General features: G+C 58.6%; 18 protein-coding genes. 6 read left to right on the top strand and 12 right to left on the bottom strand.

Features of this window, described 5'->3' with window-relative positions:
* Nucleotides 1–19: 19 nt before the first annotated feature.
* Entirely contained in the window at nt 20–622 is a 603-nt protein-coding gene (gene mobA / locus EAW52_RS08690) for a molybdenum cofactor guanylyltransferase MobA (protein WP_122042124.1), read from the bottom strand.
* Nucleotides 623–771: 149 nt separating this feature from the next.
* On the opposite strand from mobA, the gene moaB reads away from it, so the two are divergent.
* The 4 genes from moaB (at nt 772) to EAW52_RS08710 (ending at nt 4,161) form a co-directional block, all read left to right on the top strand.
* Nucleotides 772–1,311, top strand: coding sequence for a molybdenum cofactor biosynthesis protein B (gene moaB / locus EAW52_RS08695; protein WP_122042125.1), 540 nt, complete (start codon nt 772–774; stop codon nt 1,309–1,311).
* Nucleotides 1,308–2,504, top strand: a complete 1,197-nt coding sequence (gene glp, locus EAW52_RS08700; protein WP_122042126.1) for a gephyrin-like molybdotransferase Glp — start codon at nt 1,308–1,310, stop codon at nt 2,502–2,504. Before moaB ends, glp begins: the two co-directional genes overlap by 4 nt.
* A gap of 141 nt (nt 2,505–2,645) precedes the next feature.
* Entirely contained in the window at nt 2,646–3,599 is a 954-nt protein-coding gene (gene yegS / locus EAW52_RS08705) for a lipid kinase YegS (RefSeq protein ID WP_122044753.1), read from the top strand.
* A gap of 61 nt (nt 3,600–3,660) precedes the next feature.
* Nucleotides 3,661–4,161, top strand: coding sequence for a sterol desaturase family protein (locus EAW52_RS08710; RefSeq protein ID WP_010795023.1), 501 nt, complete (start codon nt 3,661–3,663; stop codon nt 4,159–4,161).
* 54 nt (nt 4,162–4,215) lie between these two features.
* Here the strand turns inward: EAW52_RS08710 and EAW52_RS08715 are convergent, their stop codons facing one another.
* From EAW52_RS08715 to fni, 6 genes are all read right to left on the bottom strand, one after another.
* Entirely contained in the window at nt 4,216–4,788 is a 573-nt protein-coding gene (locus EAW52_RS08715; RefSeq protein WP_122042127.1) for a gluconate 2-dehydrogenase subunit 3 family protein, read from the bottom strand.
* A 179-nt stretch (nt 4,789–4,967) separates the two neighbouring features.
* Nucleotides 4,968–5,894 carry a 15-cis-phytoene synthase CrtB gene (gene crtB / locus EAW52_RS08720; protein ID WP_122042128.1) on the bottom strand — a complete coding sequence of 309 codons (927 nt, stop codon included), beginning with the start codon at nt 5,892–5,894 and terminating at the stop codon, nt 4,968–4,970.
* A complete protein-coding gene (locus EAW52_RS08725) occupies nt 5,891–7,408 on the bottom strand; it encodes a phytoene desaturase (protein WP_122042129.1) in 1,518 nt (505 codons plus the stop codon). The genes crtB and EAW52_RS08725 overlap by 4 nt, the downstream gene beginning before the upstream one ends.
* Complete coding sequence (gene crtY / locus EAW52_RS08730; protein ID WP_122042130.1) at nt 7,405–8,586, bottom strand: lycopene beta-cyclase CrtY; 1,182 nt, start codon at nt 8,584–8,586, stop codon at nt 7,405–7,407. Before crtY ends, EAW52_RS08725 begins: the two co-directional genes overlap by 4 nt.
* Nucleotides 8,583–9,860, bottom strand: a complete 1,278-nt coding sequence (locus tag EAW52_RS08735) for a glycosyltransferase (protein ID WP_122042131.1) — start codon at nt 9,858–9,860, stop codon at nt 8,583–8,585. Before EAW52_RS08735 ends, crtY begins: the two co-directional genes overlap by 4 nt.
* Complete coding sequence (gene fni, locus EAW52_RS08740) at nt 9,861–10,910, bottom strand: type 2 isopentenyl-diphosphate Delta-isomerase (RefSeq protein WP_122042132.1); 1,050 nt, start codon at nt 10,908–10,910, stop codon at nt 9,861–9,863. It abuts the gene before it with no gap.
* Nucleotides 10,911–11,068: 158 nt separating this feature from the next.
* Between fni and EAW52_RS08745 the strand changes: the two genes are divergently transcribed.
* Together EAW52_RS08745 and EAW52_RS08750 are read left to right on the top strand one after the other, a co-directional pair.
* Nucleotides 11,069–11,962, top strand: coding sequence for a polyprenyl synthetase family protein (locus tag EAW52_RS08745; RefSeq protein ID WP_122042133.1), 894 nt, complete (start codon nt 11,069–11,071; stop codon nt 11,960–11,962).
* Between the two features lie 74 nt (nt 11,963–12,036).
* Nucleotides 12,037–12,261 carry a hypothetical protein gene (locus EAW52_RS08750; protein WP_010795015.1) on the top strand — a complete coding sequence of 75 codons (225 nt, stop codon included), beginning with the start codon at nt 12,037–12,039 and terminating at the stop codon, nt 12,259–12,261.
* Between the two features lie 40 nt (nt 12,262–12,301).
* Here the strand turns inward: EAW52_RS08750 and pdeM are convergent, their stop codons facing one another.
* From pdeM to EAW52_RS08775, 5 genes are all read right to left on the bottom strand, one after another.
* Nucleotides 12,302–12,958 (bottom strand): ligase-associated DNA damage response endonuclease PdeM, encoded by a 657-nt coding sequence (gene pdeM / locus EAW52_RS08755; protein ID WP_122042134.1) that lies wholly within the window; start codon nt 12,956–12,958, stop codon nt 12,302–12,304.
* A gap of 87 nt (nt 12,959–13,045) precedes the next feature.
* Entirely contained in the window at nt 13,046–13,828 is a 783-nt protein-coding gene (gene blaOXA / locus EAW52_RS08760; RefSeq protein WP_122042135.1) for a class D beta-lactamase, read from the bottom strand.
* Nucleotides 13,829–13,919: 91 nt separating this feature from the next.
* Nucleotides 13,920–16,547, bottom strand: coding sequence for a ligase-associated DNA damage response DEXH box helicase (locus EAW52_RS08765; RefSeq protein ID WP_122044754.1), 2,628 nt, complete (start codon nt 16,545–16,547; stop codon nt 13,920–13,922).
* Nucleotides 16,548–16,667: 120 nt separating this feature from the next.
* Nucleotides 16,668–17,432: an ABC transporter ATP-binding protein gene (locus tag EAW52_RS08770; RefSeq protein ID WP_122042136.1), complete on the bottom strand. Its 765-nt coding sequence runs from the start codon at nt 17,430–17,432 to the stop codon at nt 16,668–16,670.
* A 100-nt stretch (nt 17,433–17,532) separates the two neighbouring features.
* A complete protein-coding gene (locus EAW52_RS08775) occupies nt 17,533–18,645 on the bottom strand; it encodes a succinylglutamate desuccinylase/aspartoacylase family protein (RefSeq protein ID WP_010795010.1) in 1,113 nt (370 codons plus the stop codon).
* Between the last annotated feature and the right edge of the window lie 9 nt (nt 18,646–18,654).

The raw sequence follows: 18,654 nt of genomic DNA on the forward strand, positions 1-18,654 counted from the left end.
TTAACGACATTCTGACCTGTCACTTCCCGCCAGGTTCCGATGAAAGGGCAAGCAGGCTGTGTTCATCATTTACATTGGCGAGACGCTGATCATGCTCTGCAATCATTAGCGCCCGGGCACCCAATGGAATGAATACACCCCGGGGGCTGCGCTCGCCTGCCTGCCAGGCTTCTTCCACTCGATCTTTCAAGCGGGTAGGAATAAGTGAAAACAAGGGCTCCCAGAAATTTCCCTGACGCACCATGACCGGAACATCAGGTGCCTCCTGTGCGCAGCGGTGTAGCTGGACAAGCAGGTCACGATCAATGCGCAGAGCATCGCACGGCAGAAGGATCAGCCAGCGATGACGAGCTGCCTTGAGCCCTGCACGGATACCGGCCAGCGGGCCGGGAAAGTCGGGCTCGGCATCATTGACGATCTGATCGGCGTACCGGGCATAGCGCTCGGCATTACGGTTACAGGAAATAATGAGGTCATCTGTCAGGGGGCGGACCACCTTGTGCATATGCTCGATCAGCGGAAGGCCATGCCATTCCACCAGGCCTTTATCCCTTCCACCCATACGCTGACCACGGCCACCGGCAAGCAGAAGAATGGAGCAGTCGGAAAGGCATGTGGTCATGGGAACGTCCAGGCTCGAATACGGGCCGTCAGTGTAGCGCGGCTTGGCTCTATGTGGCGGGGCGACGGTTTGTCTCTGTCTGGATCGCTACGTGGTAGTCCTGCCTGTGATATAAAAATGTTTCTTACCTGCCGTTTTGGATGATTGTTATGAGCTCTAAGGCCGATGCGGTCTTTGTACCGCTGAATATTGCCGTTCTGACTGTCAGTGATACCCGTACCTTCGAAACCGATACATCGGGACAGTTGCTGGTTGACCGTCTGACCGAGGCGGGACATTTTCTGGCTGCACGCGTACTGCTCAAGGATGATCTCTACAAAATCCGCGCTCAGGTAGCCAACTGGATTGCCGATGATACCGTCCAGGTCGTTGTCATCACCGGGGGCACCGGTTTTACCGGCCGCGACAGCACACCGGAAGCGGTAGCCTGCCTGCTGGACAAGCAGGTCGATGGTTTTGGTGAATATTTCCGTCAGATCTCCGCGACAGACATCGGTACGTCCACGGTTCAGTCCCGTGCGCTGGCAGGTTTGGCCAACGGTACGCTGGTCTGCTGTCTACCGGGTTCGACGGGTGCCTGCCGTACGGGTTGGGACGGCATTCTGGCTGAGCAGCTGGACAACCGTCATCGTCCCTGCAATTTTGTGCCGCATCTGAAGAGGGCCGAACCCTGCGGACCGCGCGGATGAGTCTGTTACCTATTGAAGAGGCATTGGCCCGTCTCCTGTCGATGGCTGATGCCGACGCGATCACCGAAACGCAACGTGTGTCTCTGGCGGAGGCCGAGGGGCGCGTTCTGGCCCGGTCCGTGATAGCGGAGCTCGACCTGCCGCCATGGTCCAACAGTGCCATGGACGGGTACGCGCTGCGCTTTGAAGATCTTCAGGGCGAACCGCTGCCTGTCAGTCAGCGTATCTTTGCAGGGCAAAGCCCGCAGCCGCTCACGCGGGGCACCTGTGCGCGCATCTTTACCGGGGCGCCCATGCCCGAAGGTGCCGATACGGTGGAGATGCAGGAGAACACCGAGGTCTTGGATGACGGTCGCATTCGCTTTGTAGAGACGCTCAAGGCAGGCAAAAACGTTCGCCTGAAGGGTAACGAGACGCGCCAGGGCGATACGGTACTGGACGCTGGCAAGCGACTGGGACCGATCGAGCTGGGTATTGCGGCGTCGTTGGGCTGCGCAGCTCTTGATGTGTTCAGGCGCCCCCGGGTAGCGATCCTGTCGACCGGCGATGAGCTGGTCGAGCCGGGTAAGCCATTGGGGCCAGGACAGATTTACAACAGTAACCGGACGGTGCTGGCGTCCTGGCTCAAGCGTCTGGGCTGCGAGGTGATTGATGCGGGCATCCTCCCGGATGATCTGGAGCGCACCCGTGAGCAATTAGCGCAGCTGCACTTGGCGGATTTGATCCTGTCGACCGGCGGTGTGTCGGTAGGCGAGGCGGACTTCCTGGGCCAGGCCTTGCGTGAGGCGGGTGAGCTGACCCTCTGGAAGCTGGCGCTCAAGCCAGGCAAGCCGCTCACTTGTGGTCGTTATAACGGCGTGCCGGTCATCGGGCTGCCAGGCAATCCAGCGTCTACGTTGGTGACGTTCGGGCTGCTGGCGCGTCCTTATCTGTTGCGTCGGATGGGCGTTCAGGATGTTGAACCCCTCAAGCTGGAGGTGGCAGCAGGTTTTAATTGGACGCGCGTGGGCGAGCGACGCGAGTACCAGCGGGCGCGGCTTGAAAATGGCCGGGTCGTGCCTCATCGCGACCAGGGTTCCAATGTCCTGCGTACGGCGGCATGGGCTGACGGGTTGGTAGAGGTACGTGAAGGAAGAACCATCGCCGAAGGTGACCTTGTGGGCTTCATTCCCATGAGTGAGCTGATTGGCTGAAGTCTTGCCGACCTGGGAACGCATCGGCTTTCCCAGGTCGGTTTCAGAGCGGTTGCTTCATCACAAATCAAGTCGCTGCCAAGGAACGTGGACCCGTTGACGTAGTCCTACTGACACTCGACTTTGCTGGGTGCTCTGTTCATGAATGTTCCTGTCACCGTCTCCGATTCCAATGAAAAAACACTGCTGATTCTTAATGGTAATCAGGCCACCAATGACGATGTCCGCGCAGCGGTTGAGGCGCGACGTGCGACCGGCAAAACGGTCGATGTCCGGGTCACTTGGGAGAATGGCGATGCGGCCCGTTTTGTTGAGGAAGCAGTCGCTGCGGGTTATACGCATCTGGTAGCAGGCGGAGGCGACGGTACGCTCAAGCTGGTGGCCGAAGCCTTGGCTCGTACGCGCTCCGATGCGTCGTTGGCCCTGATGCCCCTGGGAACCGCCAATGACTTTGCCCGGGCGGCAGGTATTCCAGCTGATCCTGCCGAGGCACTGGCGCTACTGGATACGCCAGCGCAACCCATCGATCTGATCGAAGCAGACGGCGAGATGTTCCTCAATATGGCCACCGGCGGGTTTGGTTCACAAGTGACGGCGAATACGTCCTCGGAACTCAAGCGCGTACTGGGTGGCACGGCTTATCTGTTGACAGGCCTTACGCGCTTTGCGGAAGTGCGCTCCGCCTATGGTCGTTTCGAAGGGCCGGATTTTGAATGGGAAGGCGAGTTTCTGGCCATGGGGATTGGCAATGGTCGGCAGGCCGGCGGCGGCCATGTGCTGTGCCCGAATGCAGTCGTCAACGATGGCATGCTTGATCTGACTATTCTGCCCACGCCACAGGATCTGATGGGAACGTTGGGCTCCTGGTTTTCAGGCGGGTTCGCCAGCGAGGATTTGTTCATTCGTACCCGGTTACCCTGGGTTGAGGTTTCCGCCAGCGAAGGGGTCGATATGAATCTGGACGGCGAACCCATGCACAGTACAAAGGTACGTTTTGTGGTGCGCTCTGCCGCACTGAATGTCCACCTACCAACGGATTCCGTTCTACTCGGGAATCCATCGACTCTGCTGCTGACGTCCGACCCGGTTTCCTGATCCAGATCGTGCGCAAATGGGTTTCAGGCAGTAAGGTGGAAGGACGATCCTGGAGCCGAACATGGATATCTTAATCAATACCTCAATCGTGCTGGGTACCGTGGCCTTTATGGAGTGGTTTGCCTGGTACGCACATAAGTACATCATGCACGGCTGGGGATGGGGCTGGCACAAGTCCCATCATGAGCCGCGCACCGGTTGGTTCGAGAAAAACGACCTTTATGCTGTTGTATTCGCCGGCCTTGCTATCGCCCTGATTTATTTCGGCACGTCCGGTTATGGCCGGATCGAGTGGATTGGTGCCGGCATGACGGCGTACGGGCTGTTGTATTTCATCGCTCACGACGGCCTTGTCCATCAGCGCTGGCCTTTCAGATATGTCCCGCGTCGCGGATACCTGAAGCGGCTCTATCAGGCCCATCGCATGCATCATGCCGTGGATGGAAAGGAGGGATGTGTCTCGTTTGGCTTCCTGTATGCGCCATCAGTGACCGTGCTCAAGAAGCAGCTGCGTGATCTGCATGACGGCCCGCTCAAGAGGCGGCGGTTCGATCAGGAGTAAAGCCCCAAGCAAAAGCGCGCCAGAAGGCGCGCTTTTTTATTCGGTTCAGAGGGTTCAGGCAGACAGGGGTTCGTATGCCGGAAACAACGAGTGGGCGAAGCGACTGTGATCGATTTCAGTGCGAAGCAGGGAAATGAATTCCTGGGCTTGCGTGCCCAGAAGACCGGCTTCGGCATTGCTCAAAACATGCTGCTGCTCTTCGGCTGACAGTGCCGTAAAAAGCTGCTGATGCGTTTGTTGACTGTAGCGATTCAGATCCGCAAGCCCGGCACGTACCAGGTCACGTAGCGGCTGGCGACCCTGAGGAAGTTTGGCGGGTGCATCGGTGAAAGGGTCTTGCAGACAATCCAAATCGCCGTGCGCGTAAGGCGACAACATATGCTGATCAATGAAAATAGGCAGATTGACCAGGGATTCACTGGTGCCCTGATTGGTCGTGGCAGTCAGGCGTCCGCAAGCTGCCTTGAGTAGCGCCCATTCGCTCTCGTTGAAAAATTCCGGTTTGTAGGTATGCGATCTGTCCGGACTGGCCGTAGTGTGTGCACTCGGCACAAGCGGGATGATCGAGAAGAGCGAGGTCGGTGCGTTTTGTAGATCTCTTGGAACAGCCGATTCCGTCTTGTGCATAAATATATCCCGTACTTGACTACTGTAGAGCGACTTAAAGTAGTCGCTTATGTCTGACCTGCTATACCACTGAAAAGTTTAGGTTTAGTGTCGCCGTGCGACGCCTTGTTTGTGACCAATTTCAGCAAAAGACGCAAGTCTTCATTTCGTAACGAGACACTACCGCCCGGTGCGTTCACTTACCGCGGACGGGTCCATAGATCGGCGGGGCGCGGACTAGAGCGGCCCGCCCGTGAAGCCAGTGCACGTAGGGCGCCTCTTATCACCAGGCGAAGCTTATCAACGGTGCTGGTTGATACCCGACTGTCCCAGGCTCTAGGGCCTCGTGCGTTAACTTTCAGACCAATTTCCCGATAAACGGCGCGAGCGGTCGCAATCGACCAGGCTGAGCGCAGAGGCAGGTCGGCAATACCGGTAGCGGCTGAGTCATAGTAGGGTTCAGCCAGCGCGACCAGACGCTGCGCCAGGGTGGCCAGGCGGACACGATGCGCGGGATCAGCCAGTTCGGCGACGGGAATGCCAGCCTCATCGAGCCATTCCCTAGGAAGGTAGATTCGGCCTATGCGGGCGTCTTCCACAATGTCCCGTGCGATATTAGTCAGCTGAAACGCCATGCCTAAATCACAGGCGCGGTCGAGCGTGTCTTCGTCGCGCGCACCCATGAGCATTGCCATCATGACGCCTACCACTCCGGCGACGTGGTAGCAGTATTGGAGGGTATCGTCGAGGCGGTAGTAGACCCGCTCTTCAACATCCATGCGGAAACCCGCCAGATGCTCAAGAGGATAGCGCTCGGGAATGGCATGGCGCTGGATGACCTGCTGGAAGGCGGCAAAAGCCGGCTCGCTCATAGGCTCACCTGCATAGGCGCGGCGCGTCAGATCTTCAAGTTCGTGGAGACGGGCTTCGCTTGCCGTCCGGTCGCCTTCAACCTGTCCGTGACCGTGGTCCTGACCGTCCACTACATCGTCACAATGGCGGCACCAGGCGTAAAGCATCACAGCGCTTTGACGGGTTTGTTCGTCGAACAGTTTGGCCGCAGCGGCAAAGCTCTTGGAGCCGACATTGATGGACTGCGTTGCGTGTTCGACGACTGCCGTATTCATATGGCTGCTCCAAGGTCCCCCAGAATCACGCTTGCGGTCGCTTTGGCCGAGCCGACTACACCAGGAATGCCTGCTCCCGGGTGGGTGCCGGCACCCACCAGATAAAGGTTGGGAATAGCGGCGTCTCGGTTATGCGGCCGGAACCAGGCGCTCTGGGTCAGGATTGGCTCTAGGGAGAAGGCTGAACCGACATACGCATTGAGTTCGGTGCGGAAATCTTCGGGTGTAAAAATTCGGCTGGTGACCAGATCGCGATTCAGGTTTGGAATGTAATGCTTTTCCACGTAGGCCAGAATGCGGTCCCGGTACTTCGGACCCTCTACCGACCAGTCTACCGGTGCATTGCCCAGGTGCGGGACAGGCGACAGCACATAGTGAGTACTGCAGCCCTCTGGTGCCAGGGAGGGGTCGGTCACGCACGGGGAGTGCAGGTAGAGCGAGAAATCCTCAGGAACGCCGGGGCCGGAAAATAGCTCCTCGATCAGGCCCTGGTAACGGTTACCAAAACAGATCGTATGATGTTGAAGCTTCTGTTCTTCAGGGCGCTGGCGCAGGCCAAAGTACACCACGAACAGCGACATGCTGTGACGCTTCTTCTTGAGACGGTTCGCCTCGACGATACCGTGCACATGGTGACCCAGCATCTTCTTGTAGGTGTGGATTACATCGGCATTGGATGCAACCAGGTCAGTATTGATCTGCTTGCCTTGGGCGGTAATGACACCTGTTACACGACAATTGTCGACCAGGATGCGCTCGACAGGCGTGTTAAGTTCCAATGTGCCGCCAATGTCCTGAAACAGCTTGGCCAGACCCTGGACCAGGGCGCCTGTACCGCCACGGGGAAACCACACGCCACCCTGGCGCTCCAGTGCATGAATCAACGCATAGATGGATGAGGTGGCGAACGGGTTGCCGCCGACCAGCAGTGTATGAAAGGAGAGTGCCTGCCGAAGCTTGTCGTTGCGAACAAATTTGGAGACCTGATCGTACACACTGCGCCAGGCTTGAAGCTTCAGTAGCTGCGGACCGGCACGAACCATGTCGCGAAAGCTTAGAAACGGCACACTACCCAGCTTTACATACCCTTCTTCATAGACTGCGCGGGAATACGCTAAAAAGCGCTGGTAGCCCTCCACGTCGGCGGGGTCGAGTGACTTGATCTGGGCATCGAGCGTGGCTTGATCGTTGACATAGTCGAAGCGGGTGCCGTCTTCCCAGCACAACTGGTAGAACGGATCGACGGGCAGCAGTTCGACATAGTCCGACAGCTTGCGCCCTGCCACAGTAAAGAGCTCTTCCAGGGCCGAGGGATCGGTAATGACCGTGGGGCCGGCATCGAAGGTAAAGCCTTTGTCCTCATAGACATAGGCGCGCCCGCCGGGTTTGTCCCGCTTTTCGAGTAGCGTGGTACGAATCCCGGAGGCCTGCAGGCGTATGGCCAGGGCCAGCCCGCCAAAACCGGCACCAATGACAACAGCCTGCCTGGAATTGGAAACGACGTCTGTATTCATGAGATGTCCTTAATCGGTCCGCCTGTTTGACCGGTGCGGCTGGCCAGTGCCGCCGTCAATGCCTCGCGTAATGGAACCGGTGGCTTGCCTGTTAGAATGCGCAGCTTATCGCTGGGCTTCAACTGTCCGGCATAGAAACGCTGGATCAAGGGCTCCGGAAGACCGTAAAAGCGACGCATCACTCGATAGCGATGCTCAGGCTTGCCGGCCAGAAATAGCATGCGGTTGAGCAGGCGGAAAAATCCATAGGTTCGCCAGCGTTGCAGCGCATGCCGGCGAACCGTATCAACAAGGGTAGAGGTATCCAGACGGGGGCAGCCGGCAATAAGTTCCGCCAGTCGTACCGCCTCAGGTAATGAGTATCCTGTGGTGGCATGGAAGAGGCCGGCGGCGAGGCCAGTGGGCGGGATATCTCCCGCTTCAGCCCAGAACGCATCTATGTCACCGCTCAGCGTAATGGGGAGCACGCCATGCTCTTCCCTGATCAGGGATTGAATCGTCCAGCCGTGATCCGCGGCGTAGCGGGCGATATGGTCACGCAACCGATCAGGGTCAAGGTTCTGCCCATCGGCATAGTAGGTGTCTTCGATCAGAACCCGGTCCTGAGTAAGCGGCAGGACGTAGATGAAACGGTAACCCTCCGTTTGTGGAACGGTAGCATCCATGATGATTGGACCGGAAAGCCCGTGGGGCTGCGCGAGCTGTAATTCCTGGCCCAGAAACTTTTGAAAACCCAATCCCATGTGCGGGCTGGGGCGATGACCCCGGCCATCCAGAACTGCAGCCGCCTGAAACGCTTCGCCGTTGGCAAACCTGACCTCTGTGGGGCCAAGCGCGCTGACCGTAGCGTTCAGACGTACCGAATCACCCAGGCGCTCCATCAGAACGTCATGAAAGCGCTCGGCGCTGATAGAGGCGTAACCACTGCTCAGTGTCCGCTCAAGCCCAGGAAAAAATACCAGATACTCCGCCCAGCGATGGGCTACCAGCGGCTCGATCCAGGCGTGCTGCTCTGTTGTCAGGTCCGGCTCATGAAAGGACCAGGTGTGATTACCGCCCAGTCGGTCGCCTTGCTCGATGAGTAGGATGCGGAGCTCCGGACGTGTCTGGCGTAGTTTCAGGGCAATCAGCCCGTTGGCCAGTCCACCTCCCGCCAGGATCAGGTCATAGGTATTCATGCGGGTCTCTCCAGGGCAACCTTGCTGAGTACGTCCTCAATAAGGTCAGCGGCTTTTTGTACGCCGCCGGCTGCCTGAACCCGAGGCTGAAAGGCCTGGGCCTTCCAACGAAAATGCGGTTCGGTCAGAAGGCGTTGCAGAGCGGGGGCCAATTTGCCGGAGGTCAGTCGCTTAGGGCTCAGGCGAAGGCCGACGCCGGCATGCTCGATGCGTGCGGCCACGCCGGGTTGATCGAAGGCAATTGGCAACGCCAGCATGGGCGTTCCTGCTTCCAGCGCGTCGAGCACAGTGTTGAGACCGGCATGGGTAATGACCGCATCGGCCCGCGCCAACGTGGCTCGCTGCGGTGCAAAGTCTGTAACCCAGTGAGCGCCAGCCTGCCTCAAGGCATCGCATTGCTGCAGGTTGAGGCCACCGCAGTGGGCGATGAGTAATTGCACATCAAGCGTTTTGCAGGCGCGTGCGATCCGTTCGAACAAGGTGAAACGTCCGCCTTGCAATGTCCCTAGCGATGCGAACACAAACGGTTTGTCGGTGCGGATCGGATAGCTCAGGGCAGGGTCTTGCGTTGCGGGTAGGCGTAGCGGGCCGACTTCGTGAAAGTGGGCTGGTAGCTCGGTACGGGGAAAATCGAATCCCGGTACGCACTGGCTGATTTGAGCGTAAGGCGACAGGCAGTCGGCCAATGTTGACCGAGGCTCAAGACCAAAGGTTTTTGCGTATCGCTGGATGACACGGGCATGCTCGTGCATCAGGAGGTCATAGACCTGGGCACTGCCCTGATTGAGATGGCGGCCTCGTGGCGATGTGTCGTATCCCCATGGCATGACGGGAAGAGGCACAAGCGGGTCCCGGTTGACCGGCAAGGCACAGGCTATCGAGACGTAGGGCAGGCGCAAATGCTCGGCTATAAGCCCCCCAGCGGCTTCCATCTGATCGGAAATTACGGCATCAACGGCCTGGTCACGCAATACCTTCGGTGCCTCGCGGCAAAACAACTCGGTGCTGCGAGCCATATCATGAATAACGCGCATCAGCCCAAACGGGCCGCCTGGATTACCGGCCCGGCAAATCATGGCGTCCAGCGAGCCAGGCGGATGAGACTCAAGGCCTATCGGGTAAAAGCGGATGGCGTTGCTACGAAGCCGCTCGCCGACATCCGCCTGATGGAGCAGGCTGACCGTGTGCCCTCGCGCCACCAGGGTTTCGGCAATCGCTTCCATTGCGCGAAGATGGCTTGAAAATGCAGGGGCGATGAGGGCGAAATGAGGCATTCAGGTCTCCGCGAGCGAAACGGGTCTTAACAGGCGGGCCTTGCGCAGCTCAGCCAGATTCGCCGAGCCGGTGCAGAAGCAGGCTACCTTCAGTTGCCGGATCATGACTTCGAAATGGTTCAGAACGGCTTCTGGAGACAGGGTTGCGCTATGCAGCACGGCGGCAGCCTGACCGACCACATCGGCGCCCAGGCGAATGGCTTTGGCCGCATCGACGCCGTTGCGGATACCGCCCGAGGCAATGAGTGGAATGTCCGGGCATTGCTCACGGACCTGAGCAATCGCCTGGGCGGTTGGAATGCCCCAGTTGATGAAGGCCTGAGCAACCTGACGATCAAGCTCGTTATGGGCACGCTCGGCTTCGACAGCTGCCCAGCTGGTTCCTCCTGCGCCGGCTATGTCGATCACGGCGACACCCACCTCTGTCAGTTGCTGGGCGACATCAGCAGAAATGCCTGCGCCTACTTCCTTGATGACGATCGGAACGCCCAAATGTGTAACCAGATGTTCGATGGCAGCCAGGACGCCCTGCCAGTTGCGATCGCCGCCGGACTGTACCGCTTCCTGGAGTGGGTTGAGGTGAATGATCAAGGCGTCGGCCTGGATCATGTCGACTGCCCGACGGGCCTCGGTCACGCCATAACCCGCCACTAATTGAGCTGCGCCAATATTGGCGAGAAGGGGAATGGACGGAGCCAGTTGCCGCAATTGACTGGTCAGCCCCTTGTCCCCACCGTTCTGCAGGGCAATGCGCTGCGAGCCCACTGCCAGCGCCAGGCCTAGCGTTTCCGCCGCTTCGGCAAGGTGCCGGTTGATGGTCTGTGCACGTTCCGGCCCGCCTGTCATGGAACTGATGAGAACAGGCGCCTTGAGCGGCTTGCCTAGCAGCGTGGTAGCAAGATCGATCTGGTTCAGGTGCAGCTCTGGCAGGGCACAGTGCTGGAATTGAATCTGCTCAAACCCGGTCGTGATACTGCTCAAGGCACGTGCAGGATCAAGGACGATATCCAAGTGATCGTTCTTGCGACTTGCCAATTCCCAATCAACCATGAGTTACCTTTTTCCTGTTGCCATCGACCTTTCGTCGGCTATTGTGGTCATGAGTACGTCAAGCGGCTCTGATCTGCAAGATCGGATCAGGGAAATTGTTGAGTCGCTGGTGTCGACCATTCGTCGGCTCGCTTACATGTGCTGGAGTATCTCGACTCATGGCAACGGTATTAGTGCCAAAACTTCCGAAGGAATGCGCTTTCGAGCTTGTAACAGAGCGTGCCCGTATCGATACCCGACTAGAGGAGCTGCTTCCGCCTGTCGAGAATGATGATCTGATCGCAGCCGCCATGCGTGAGGGTGCCCTAGCGCCCGGCAAGCGTATACGGCCATTGCTCATGCTGTTGGCTTCCCAAGATCTGGATGCCTTTGCGCCGGCTATTCTGGATCTGGGCTGCGCGGTCGAGATGGTGCATGCCGCCTCGCTGTTTCTGGATGATATGCCGTGCATGGATAACGCCACGCTCAGACGCGGTCGGCCTACCATTCATGTGCAGTTTGGTGAGGATGTCGCCGTTCTGGGAGCAGTAGCGCTGCTTAGCCATGCCTTTTGCGTCGTCGCCAGTACATCAGGTGTTGCGCCTGTCCTGCGTAATCAGATGGTGTGCATGCTGACATCCGCTGTAGGCTCGCAAGGGCTGGTGCGGGGGCAGTACCGTGACCTGCGCGAAGGAGCCAAAAGCCGCAGCGCGGAGGCTATTAACAGTACCAATCACCTCAAGACCGGACTCCTGTTCACGACAGCGCTGGACATGACGACTCTGGCCGTCAGTGCCAAGCCGTCGGTCCGGGAGGGGATGCATCGTTTTGCCACCGAATTGGGGCTGGCTTTCCAACTGCTTGATGACCTGCAGGACGGACATGGCCTGGGAAAAGATGCCCATCAGGATGACGGCAAGTCCACGCTGGTCGCGCTGCTGGGCCGTGAGTCGGTACAGGCGCAGCTCGAGAACCATCTGAGCACAGCACGCAATACGCTGGCAGGCATGGGGCTGACGGGAGGTGGGCTGGATCATATGCTGGACGCGCTGTTTGGGCAGCCCATCAGGTAAAGGCGCTTCGTAGAGAACTGCGGCGCAATCCGGCGTCTAAAGATACAGTTCAGTAAGCTACTGGAGTTTGCGCGATGCCAAAGTGGAAAATTACCTATACCAACAATGATGGCAACACGTCCGTCGTGGAAACTGAAGCCGAACAGAAACCGGATATGGAGCAAGCCGCTCAACTGGTACGGGACCAGGCGCTCGACAGTTATGACAGTTCCGATTTGCCCCAGGACTATGAGGCTCCCACGGTAGCGCTGTTGGAACGTTACGGCATCATGATTTCTGGCATTGCCCAAATGGATTGAAGAACCTCTGTTGAACGCTGCAGTAGCAGCGTTCCCAGGATCAGCCCAATGGCCAGATCCTACCATCGCCTACCACAAAGATCCTTCGGCCCGGCAGGGCCTTGATCTCCCATCCGCCGGTAAAGTCACCAAAGGCCGGCAGCAACAGCACATCATTATCCAGACAGAAGCAGGGCAGGCGCAGACGCTGGCGCCCCCGGCCGCTCAGACTGAACGCCGGATGGATATGGCCCGCCAGCACAACGTGGCTGGGGTGCGATTCCGGCTCATGCTGTAACGCCAATGGACCGATCAAAAGCGGCTCGGGCACTACGTTGATCTTGAGCGAGGCGGGCGGGTCCCCTGCACGTAGATCATGATTACCTCGAATCAGGGTGATGAGCAGCGATGGGTTTGCGTTACGCCATCGCGCCAACGCACTGAGCGTAGTCGGAGCGTGGGATTCCGGTGCATGCAGGAAGTCGCCAAGAAAGTACAGGCGCTCGGTCGGGTAGGCTTCCAGCAGTGCATCCAGGCGAGCCAGGTTGGTAGCGGTGGTTCCATGGGGTACTGGCTGCCCAAGGGCACGAAAGGCAGCTGCCTTGCCAAAATGGATATCGGCAATCAACAGCGCCTTCTGCTCGGGCCAGTAGACGGCCTTGTCAGCCAGCAACCACACCTCAGTGCCGGCAAGGGATACGGGAATATGGGTACGCATGCACATGCAAGAACAGCGGAAAGCCTGCCACTTTAACAGCCTCGTTCCTGGGAGCGTAGCTTGGGCAGACAACAGGCTGCCCGGCGTCTACAGGATGCCCAGCGATCTGAGGCAATCCCTACCCAGATCAATGCGCAAGTGCCGTTCCTGAGGGTTGGGCATGTCAATATTGAGCGCAAAGGTATAGACCAGCCCCTGTTTTTCAATCCAGCCGACCCACCAGCCAAGGTCAGGGTCTTGGTTCTGAACCCAACCGGTTTTACCGTACAGCGTCCAGTCTTTTCCCTGCTCCAGACAAATCAGGTCGCGTACCGTCGCCTGTACGGTTTCGGGCAGAGGCAAGCGTTCCTGTGCCAAGCGTGCCAAAAAACGTACCTGCTCCAGGGCGCTGATCTTGAGCGGTCCGGCCAGCCAGAAATCGTCCACACTGTCGCCTACCTGCGCATTGCCGTATTCGAGCCTGCGCACAAAGTCCTGCATGCGTTCAAGGCCGATACGTCGTGCAAGCTCCTGATAAACCGGTACGCTGGAGACCTTGATCGCATCACGTAACCCCAGGTCACGCTGCCATTCAGGAAAGGGCTGCGGTTGCCCTCCATAGGGCAGTACCTCACTCACGTTACGAATGGTTGCGGTGGAAAGACCGATCAGGCTGTTGACGATCTTGAAGGTGGAATCGGGAACAAAACGGGTGTCTGCACGTGTCCGGTCATACCCGGTAAACGTATCTGCCGAGACATCGTAAAGCACGAATGTACCCTTGAGGTTGGCTCGCTTGAACAACTGGGCCAACGTGGGACTTTCCTGCCATTCGGGCGTACGCGCCTTGGCCGACAACAATAGCAGTAAGGCACTAAAAAGATTTTTCATATCAACTACTTATGAAGCAGTTGTCAATTTTACCGCGTCAATTAATTGTGTGATATTGCACTCATCCTTTATGCTGATAAAGCGTGAATTGCTACACAGTCTTTTGCCGTTTTGTACGAGGAAGCCCGGTTTTGGTCTGACTCGGAGCACGCCCCTTGCGGCGAGCGGGCAGGTCTGACTCTCCTGCACCTAATCCCATGAGGTCATTTCCTTCGCCGGGCAGCTCGTAATCACCGGGTCCGGCGGCGTTTTCCAGGTCTTGAACCATACGTGCAATCCGGTCCGCCAGTTTCTCCGAACTCATGCTTTCGCGATAACGCTCAACCAGAAGCGGAAAGCTGAAGGGAGTAGGCCGCTCAATGGCGTGCAGGTTAAGTTCAAGTGTCTGCATGCGATTCAGGGCTTTTTCCAGCCTTCGTACATCCAACTCCTGGCGCAGTACTTCCTGCTCAGCCTGGGTAAGCAGCAAGTTCTCAGGGTCGTATTGCTGGAACACCTGGAAAAAAAGACTGCTGCTGGCCTGTAGCTGCCGGGTACTTTTTTGCGCGCCCGGGTAGCCGGTAAAGATAAGCCCTGAGATGCGGGCGATTTCGCGGAACCGTCGCTGCGCCAGTTCACTGGCGTTCAGACTGGCAATGACATCGGCAAGAAGCGTCGCGGTGGAAAACAGCTCGGCGTTCAGCTCCTCTTCCCAGTTCACCTTGCTAGGCGACAGCAGCTCAAAGCCGTAATCATTGATGGCAATGGAAAAGCTGATCGGTCGTTTCTGGGCGATGCGCCAGGCCAGAAGGCTCGCCAAGCCCAGGTGTGCATGTCGTCCTGCAAACGGATAGAGAAACAGGTGCCAGCCCTCTCGGGATTTCATCGTTTCCCCCAGCAAATGATTGCGGGTCGGCAGGGCAGACCACTGCTTCTGGACCTCCAGCAGCGGTTTGACCAGTTGCATTTCGGGAGAAGCGAACCGCGCCTGATCCGCCTCGGTAAGCTCATCAATGACGGCTTCGGCCATCTCGTCCGACAGCGGCATACGCATTCCGCTCCACCGTGGAATGGCCGCTTTCTTGCTGCTGGCCCGTCGTACATACACTGTCATGTTTTCCACACGCACCAGCTCCAGCACGCGGCCAGCAAACAGAAAATGATCACCGGGCTTCAGGCGGGCGATAAAACCCTCCTCAATGCTGCCCAACTTGCCGCCACCGCCGCCCTTGGTCCAGAACTGCACCCGTAGGGCCGACTCGCTGACAATGGTGCCAATACCCATGCGATGCCGGCGGGCCAGTTGGCGGTCCGGTACGCGCCAGATACCGTGCTCATCCGGCTCTACACGGCGGTAGTCGGGATAGGCCGTAAGCGAGTGACCGCCGTGACGAACAAAGGCCAGGGACCATGCCCATTCCTCGTCCGTCAGTTCGCTATAAGCCCAGGCTGTACGGACCTCCTTGAGCAAGGCCTGCGGATCGAAACCGCCGCCCAACGCAATGGTGACGAGGTGTTGTACCAGTACATCCAATGGCTTGGGCGGCGCGCTGCGGGATTCGATTCGCCGGGCGGCCACGGCTTTCTGGGCCGCTGCCGCCTCGACCAGTTCCAGGCTATGCGTAGGCACCAGCGTGACGCGGGAGGGACGTCCTGGGGCATGGCCGCTTCGCCCGGCGCGCTGCAGCAGACGTGCAACGCCTTTGGGCGAGCCCACCTGTAGTACGCGCTCCACTGGCAGAAAATCTACACCCAGGTCCAGGCTGGAGGTGCAGATTACGGCCCGGAGTTTGCCTTCCTTGAGTCCCAGTTCAACCCAGTCACGCACTTCGCGGTCCAGAGAACCATGGTGCAGGGCAATCAGTCCCGCCCACTCGGGACGGGCCTCAAGCAGTGCCTGATACCAGATTTCGGCCTGCGCGCGGGTGTTCGTAAATATAAGCGTGGTTGCGCTGTGCTCGATCTCGTCTGCAACGTGGGGCACCATTCGTACTCCCAGGTGCCCAGCCCAGGGAAAACGCTCCACACCTCGCTTGGGCAACAGCGTGTCTACCAGAAGGTCTTTGGCTAGCTTGCCCTGAACCAGCCGGCCTGGATGACCCGCCAACAGCACTTCCTGCGCATGGGGAAGATTACCCAGCGTGGCCGACAACCCCCAGATCACCAGTGCTGGGTTCCACTGGCGCAGCCGTGCAAGGGCCAGCTGGACTTGTGTGCCACGTTTGTTACCCAGCAGCTCATGCCACTCATCAACCACGATCATGCGCAGGCTGGAAAAAATCTCGCGGCTGTCTTCACGGCTGAGCATCAACGAGAGGCTTTCCGGCGTGGTGACTAGCGCGGTAGGCTGACGGCGGCTCTGCCGGGCCCGCTCAGCACTGCTGGTATCGCCTGTGCGCAGGCCGACCGTCCAGTTGAGTTCCAGATCATTGACCGGGGCTTCCAATGCACGCTTTGTGTCTGCGGCCAGGGCTCGCATAGGGGTCAGCCACAGTACGCTCAGTGGCTCTGCCGCCTGCTTGCGTTTGCTGGGTTCACCCTTGGCCGTTAGCGGTTTGTCCTTGGCAAAGCTGTTGAGTGCCGCGAGCCATACGGCGTAGGTTTTGCCGGATCCGGTGGTCGCATGAAGCAGGCCCGACTCGCCATGCTCGACCGCGCGCCAGACTTCATCCTGAAAAGGGAAGGGCGACCAGCCACGTTGAGCGAACCAGGCGGCACCCAGGCGGGGGGAAGAAATCATATCGTCAGGCAACTGATGGACTCCGTCATGCTTATGCTTCGGAGTATCAAGCGGTAGGCAGGTTCCCTTTTTGACATCCTTGAGCGGCAGAGAGAAAGCCGCCACTCAAGGACATAGGATCTATTTCAGATTGCCGCTCAAGAACTGCTTCAGGCGTTCGCTTTGTGGCTTGACCAGTACCTCAGAGGGTGCCCCCGCTTCTTCGACGCGGCCTTGGTGCAAAAACACAACCTGTGAGGACACCTGTCGCGCAAAGCCCATCTCGTGCGTCACCATCAGCATGGTACGGCCTTCCTCGGCCAGCGCCTGGATGACCTTGAGCACTTCGCCTACCAATTCTGGATCGAGTGCAGACGTGGGTTCGTCGAACAGCATGACTTCCGGTTCCATGGCCAGGGCTCGTGCAATGGCTACACGCTGCTGCTGGCCGCCTGAGAGAAACGATGGATACTGATCGGCGGCGCGTTGAGGAAGACCTACCTTGTCAAGGTAAGCGCGAGCGCGCGCTTCGGCTTCCTGCTTGCCCAGGCCAAGTACGCGGCGAGGTGCCAGGGTAATGTTTTCCAGTACGGTCATATGGCTCCACAGGTTGAAGTGTTGGAACACCATGGCCAGCCGGGTGCGCAAGCGTTGCAGTTGAGCCTGATCCGCTACGCGCAGCCCATTCCCGTGCCGCTCCAGGCGAATGGGATTCCCATCCAGCGTCATGACACCGGCATCCGGCATTTCGAGAAAGTTGAGGCACCGCAGAAAGGTACTCTTGCCCGAGCCACTGGCACCGATCAGGCTGATTACATCGCCCGTCCGGGCCTGTAACGAGACACCCTTGAGCACTTCGATATCGCCGTAACGCTTATGCAGCCCTTCGACGGTCAGCTTGTACATATGAAGTCCTTGTTCCAATCAAACGGCCGTGCTCCAGACATCGGAGCACGGCCACAAGGCGGCTCGTCTGCGCGGGCTCGCCGTGTGCCAGAAACGAGCCTTACGGCGAAAGCAGGTAGCCGCTGCGATAGGCTTCGGTGCCTGCCACGCGTGCGACCGCCATGCCGGCTGTGGCCATACGGCGGTTGGCACAGGCATACAGGACACCTGACACCGAGCTGCGGATAGGCTCTACCCGGTCGGCAATCGGGTCGATCACTTCGGCGATGACCTGTCCGGCTTCGATTACATCGCCTGGTTTTGCCATCAGGACCAGAACACCCCCTATAGGGCTTTCAATCGGCTCTACGGCCGCCAGCGGCGTGGCAGGGAACGGCAGCTCCGGCAGTGCAGGCGCCTCGCCGGAGATGACGCCGTAGTGGGTCAGGTAGTCGAGAATGGCTTGGGCATCCTGTTCAGCCAGATCATGGGACACATCCATTTGGCCTCGCAGCTCGATCGTGACGGAAAAGCTGCCCATGGGAATGCGTTCACCGAACTGCTGATTCAGCTTCCACCACAGAAGCGTAAAGCACTCATCAAATGACTGACCGCCAGAGTCGGTGGCCAGCAGGCTGGCCTTGGAGCCCAGGTAACGGGCCAGGGGCTCTACCTGATCCCAGGCTTCCGGCGTGGTGTAGAGATGCTCTACCGCATCGAAATCGCAGTGCAGGTCGAGCACCATCTCAGCGTCACAGGCCAGTCGCTGTTGAACCAGCCGCTGAGACGTTAGCTGATTATTCGCGGTCTCACGCTCAAGTGTTGCCTTGAAGGCCTTGCGCACCAACGCCTGATTTTGTGCGGGGTCGTCGGTCAGGGTGCCTTCGATTTCAGCAATGACCTTGCTGGTCATGTCCAAGAAGCGACGGTTGAAGTTCTGCCCGGATTCCAGCTCATAGCGGCCCAGGTGAATATCCATGACCTGCTGATCCTGCCCGATAGGGTTGGCGACCGGAACCAGCACAATCTCGGCCTTCAAACGGCCTGCGTCTTCAAGCGTGCGGAGTTGATTCTTGAGTTTCCAGGCGACCAGCATGCCGGGCAGCTCGTCAGCATGCAGCGAGGACTGGATGTAGATCTTGCGGCCGCTGTCCTGCGGTCCGAAATGAAAGCTGTGGATCTTGCGATCGGTGCCGGGCACCGGAGAAATCAGGTCGTGTGTGGCGTGACGCATGAGGTAACT

It is taken from the genome of Pseudomonas sp. LTJR-52 (assembly GCF_003691465.1).
Lineage (GTDB): Bacteria > Pseudomonadota > Gammaproteobacteria > Pseudomonadales > Pseudomonadaceae > Chryseomonas > Chryseomonas luteola.

What these genes read in the sequence shown, in the direction of transcription:
- mobA (WP_122042124.1), bottom strand. Translation starts at nt 622, where the DNA reads ATGACCACATGCCTTTCCGACTGCTCCATTCTTCTGCTTGCCGGTGGC.
- moaB (WP_122042125.1), top strand. Translation starts at nt 772, where the DNA reads ATGAGCTCTAAGGCCGATGCGGTCTTTGTACCGCTGAATATTGCCGTT.
- glp (WP_122042126.1), top strand. Translation starts at nt 1,308, where the DNA reads ATGAGTCTGTTACCTATTGAAGAGGCATTGGCCCGTCTCCTGTCGATG.
- yegS (WP_122044753.1), top strand. Translation starts at nt 2,646, where the DNA reads ATGAATGTTCCTGTCACCGTCTCCGATTCCAATGAAAAAACACTGCTG.
- EAW52_RS08710 (WP_010795023.1), top strand. Translation starts at nt 3,661, where the DNA reads ATGGATATCTTAATCAATACCTCAATCGTGCTGGGTACCGTGGCCTTT.
- EAW52_RS08715 (WP_122042127.1), bottom strand. Translation starts at nt 4,788, where the DNA reads ATGCACAAGACGGAATCGGCTGTTCCAAGAGATCTACAAAACGCACCG.
- crtB (WP_122042128.1), bottom strand. Translation starts at nt 5,894, where the DNA reads ATGAATACGGCAGTCGTCGAACACGCAACGCAGTCCATCAATGTCGGC.
- EAW52_RS08725 (WP_122042129.1), bottom strand. Translation starts at nt 7,408, where the DNA reads ATGAATACAGACGTCGTTTCCAATTCCAGGCAGGCTGTTGTCATTGGT.
- crtY (WP_122042130.1), bottom strand. Translation starts at nt 8,586, where the DNA reads ATGAATACCTATGACCTGATCCTGGCGGGAGGTGGACTGGCCAACGGG.
- EAW52_RS08735 (WP_122042131.1), bottom strand. Translation starts at nt 9,860, where the DNA reads ATGCCTCATTTCGCCCTCATCGCCCCTGCATTTTCAAGCCATCTTCGC.
- fni (WP_122042132.1), bottom strand. Translation starts at nt 10,910, where the DNA reads ATGGTTGATTGGGAATTGGCAAGTCGCAAGAACGATCACTTGGATATC.
- EAW52_RS08745 (WP_122042133.1), top strand. Translation starts at nt 11,069, where the DNA reads ATGGCAACGGTATTAGTGCCAAAACTTCCGAAGGAATGCGCTTTCGAG.
- EAW52_RS08750 (WP_010795015.1), top strand. Translation starts at nt 12,037, where the DNA reads ATGCCAAAGTGGAAAATTACCTATACCAACAATGATGGCAACACGTCC.
- pdeM (WP_122042134.1), bottom strand. Translation starts at nt 12,958, where the DNA reads ATGCGTACCCATATTCCCGTATCCCTTGCCGGCACTGAGGTGTGGTTG.
- blaOXA (WP_122042135.1), bottom strand. Translation starts at nt 13,828, where the DNA reads ATGAAAAATCTTTTTAGTGCCTTACTGCTATTGTTGTCGGCCAAGGCG.
- EAW52_RS08765 (WP_122044754.1), bottom strand. Translation starts at nt 16,547, where the DNA reads ATGATTTCTTCCCCCCGCCTGGGTGCCGCCTGGTTCGCTCAACGTGGC.
- EAW52_RS08770 (WP_122042136.1), bottom strand. Translation starts at nt 17,432, where the DNA reads ATGTACAAGCTGACCGTCGAAGGGCTGCATAAGCGTTACGGCGATATC.
- EAW52_RS08775 (WP_010795010.1), bottom strand. Translation starts at nt 18,645, where the DNA reads ATGCGTCACGCCACACACGACCTGATTTCTCCGGTGCCCGGCACCGAT.